This is a genomic window from Candidatus Eisenbacteria bacterium (genome assembly GCA_005893275.1).
GTDB lineage: Bacteria > Eisenbacteria > RBG-16-71-46 > SZUA-252 > SZUA-252 > WS-7.
On sequence record VBOW01000089.1, the window covers coordinates 1 to 3,403 of the forward strand.

A 3,403-nucleotide genomic window follows, 5' to 3' on the forward strand; every position below is an offset into this window, starting at 1 on the left:
ATCGAAGTCCTTCTCTAGGATCCCAAGCTTCCATCCCACTCGCGCGGCTTCACCCGCGGCGTGCTTCGCGACCCCGAAAAGGGTGGGCTCGAGCAGGATGGTCCCGTTGGTGCAGCGGGCGAGCGCCGTGAGCGGGTTCACGGCCGAGTTCAAGACGAGCTTGCGCCATAGCACCGCGCGCGCATCGGGGCGGGCATCCGCCTTGAGTCCGGCTCCGCGCAGGGTCTCCGCCGCCCGCTCGGCCGGCGCGAGATCCTCCGGGCGCCACGGCGCGACCAGGGTCGCACCGTCCTCGGCGGCGCGGAGCGTGCCGCGCCCATCCAGGTAGGCTCCCAACGATGTCGCGCCCGCGAGAAGGGGAAGGCGGGGCAGAGCCGCCTCGAGGACTTCCATGTGGCCCCACCCGTTTTGAAATGAGCAGATCGGGGCCTCGCGCAGATCCAGAGGGGCGAGCGATCCGGCGACCTCCGCCACGTCGTAGGCTTTCACGCTCAGGAGCACGAGACGGCTTCCGCGAAGGACCTCGAAGCCGACGCCCGCACGAAGGGCCGGATAATCGCGCATCAAGGCATCGAGTCGCGACCGGGATCGGACCGCGACCCGCACGTCGGCTTTCGCCGCGAGGAATCGCGACGCGAGGAGCGTTCCCAGCGCCCCGCCGCCCACGATTCCGATCGGATCCGCCACTGGACTGCCTCCGCGACCGGGGAAGCGTCTCCCTGAGGCACGACCGCGACCGGGCGCGCCTTGACAGGTTCCGGAGGGGGAGTGTACGCTTCCCGTGTCGCAACCCTCAACCGACCCCGGCTCCTCCTCGAATCAAGACAAGAATTGAGCGATCTCCGCGGAGTCATTTTTGACTACGGCAATACGCTGGTTCGGCTGGACCCCGGCGTCCGATCCCTTCGCTCCGATTACGCGGATGTGGTCGCTCGCCCGGGCGCCGAGCGGCTCGGCGCCTATCTCGCCGCCTCGGGCGCTCTCGCGGCCGGCACGGATGGTGATTTCGTGGAGCGGTTTCTCGAAGTCCGCGAGCGAAACCGTCGGCTCGCCGAAGCGGAGGGGCGGGAAATACCCGGGATCGTCTCTCTCCACGAGACGCTCCTCGCGTTGCCCGCAGCTGGCGCCGCCGTCCCCGTCGATCTCGAGCGCGCCCTGGACGAATTCTTCGCGGCGGAGGTGGAGTTGATCCGGCCGATGCCGGGCGCCGGTAAGCTGCTCGACGCGCTGAGGGAGCGTGGGCTCAAGCTCGCGATGCTCTCCAACGCGACCAGCGGACGCTATGTCGCCGGCGTGGTCGACCGCATGGGGTGGGCCGGCTATTTCGATCCCCTCGTCGTCTCGGCCGATGTCGGCGTAAGGAAGCCCCGCGCCGAGGCCTTTCGGGTGGTGCTCGACCGTTGGGGGCTCTTGCCGCGGGAGGTCGCAATGGTGGGGGATTCCCTCTACCACGACATCCAGGGTGGCCAGGCCCTCGGCCTCGTCACGATCCATTTCACGGCGATCCCAAACGCGCTCGATCCCGCCTACGCAGGTTCCGTGCGCCCGACCTTCACTGTTTCAAGCCACGAGGAGCTTCACCGGGTCTTGCTTCAGCCCCTTCCATGACCGACGGTGGTCGGATCGAGCCACACGGCGCCCACCCCGCCCCCTCCAGAGGGAATCAGATCTCAAGGGTACGCGGCTCCGCGCCGATCCGTTGGCGGGGATCTACGGTGGGGCCCCTCCGACTCTCACCCTCTTACCGGTGCCGAGCCCATGACGCGAACAAAGAGAAATCCTACGCGGCGCTCGAGCCCCAGGGCAAAGCTACGCCGCCAGCAGGGCGCTTCCCGCAGGTCCCCCCCGCCCCGACCGGATCCCTCGCAAGCGCTCGGCGAGTGTGAGTATGGCGTGCACTCGCTCATCGACCTGAGCCAGGGGCTGACGGTGACGGTCGACCTCTTCCGCGCCGTGGATATTCTGCTCCTGAACCTCATGGGTCAGCTCGGCACCGCCCGCTCCATCCTGTGGCTCGTGGCGGATGACCCCGCAGGCCACCCTGCGTTCATTCGAAGCCACGGCCTACCGTCCGGGCTCGCGGAGGAGGTCTCCGACCTGTGCGCGACGCGGTGGCTCGCGGCCGCCCGGATCACCGCGGCCCCCATCCAGGGCCTAGGCTTGGAGGAGGCGCTCGAGCCGTCGGCGGCGGCTCGGGTCCGGGAGGCAAGGCTCGCGGTCCTGGCGCCAATCTGGGCAAACGGCGCGACGGTGGGGATGGTCGTTTTGGGCGCCCGGGCCGACGGAACGGATCACCGTCCCCTCGACCTGCAGGTTCTCCAGGCGTCGCTCGGGATCGCGGGGATCGCCCTCCAGAACGGGGCCATCCACAACCGCCTGCTCGAGAGCAACCGCCAGCTCCGGGTCGCCAACGAAGAGCTGAAGCATCTGGACCGGCTGAAGTCCGAGTTCCTGGCGAACGTGAACCATGAGCTCCGAACCCCCTTATCCGTGATCGTCCCGGCTCTCGAGTGCGTCATGGAAGCGGACCTCGACGTCGCCGAGCTGAGGGCCTTCCTGGGGAGCTCCGCCTTGCAGGCCCGCAAGCTCGTCGTTTTGGTCGAGAACCTCCTGACACTCTCCGAGCTCGGCCGGGACACCCTGTCCCTCCGGGTCCTCGAGCGGGATCTTGTTCCGGTTCTGACCGCCTACCACGCGGAGCGGCTCCCCGGGGTGGGCGCGGGCCTCCGCGACCTCGCGCTGGCGGTCCAGGCGCATTCCCTTCCGGCGCGGTTCGACGAGCTCCGGCTCCGTCAGGTCCTGGACGCGCTGGTGGACAACGCTGTGAAGTTCACGCCGCCCGGCTCGCGCGTCACGCTAGGGGCGGAGGCGCTCGCGCGGGATGGGGTCCAGTGGGCCCGCGTCCGCGTGGAGGACAACGGCCCGGGCATCCCGGCGGACGAGCTTGGGAATCTGTTTGATGCGTTCCGGCAAATCGATGGCTCCACCACACGTAGCGTCGGGGGTCTGGGCATCGGGCTGGCACTCGCCCGGGACCTGGCCGCCCAGATGGGCGGGCGCCTGGTCGCCTCGAGCGAGCAGGGTCGCGGCTCGACCTTCAGCCTCCTCTTGCGCGCCGATTCACGCTGATATCGAAAACGCGTCGCCCACCGGGCGCGCCTTGACAGGTTCCAACGCCGGAGCCTAGACTCCCGCGTCGCATTCCCCCAACCGAATCCCGGCTCACCTTCTCCCCCTGAACTTCTTCTCCCCCGGAACGAGCGCCATGCTTGCCCGTGTCACGAGCTGCGCCACGCAAGGGATCGACGGCCTCTTCGTCGAAGTGGAGGCAGACCTGGGCGCCGGACTTCCGACCTTTTCGATCGTGGGATTGCCCGACGCGGCCGTGCGGGAAAGCCGCGAG

General features: G+C 68.8%; 3 protein-coding genes. 2 read left to right on the forward strand and 1 reads right to left on the reverse strand.

Translation table 11 applies throughout. The features are described 5' to 3' along the window. On the reverse strand, nucleotides 1–687 hold a 687-nt coding region (locus E6K76_12375), incomplete at its 3' end, for a hypothetical protein (GenBank protein ID TMQ56602.1). A gap of 60 nt (nucleotides 688–747) precedes the next feature. Here E6K76_12375 and E6K76_12380 point away from each other — a divergent pair. Next, on the forward strand, nucleotides 748–1,608 hold the full coding sequence (locus tag E6K76_12380) for an HAD family hydrolase (protein TMQ56603.1): 861 nt from the start codon (nucleotides 748–750) through the stop codon (nucleotides 1,606–1,608). A gap of 150 nt (nucleotides 1,609–1,758) precedes the next feature. Further along, entirely contained in the window at nucleotides 1,759–3,129 is a 1,371-nt protein-coding gene (locus tag E6K76_12385) for a HAMP domain-containing histidine kinase (protein TMQ56604.1), read from the forward strand. Nucleotides 3,130–3,403: the final 274 nt, after the last annotated feature.

Coding starts and splice junctions, on each gene's coding strand:
- E6K76_12385 (TMQ56604.1), top strand. CDS start 1,759: ATGACGCGAACAAAGAGAAATCCTACGCGGCGCTCGAGCCCCAGGGCA.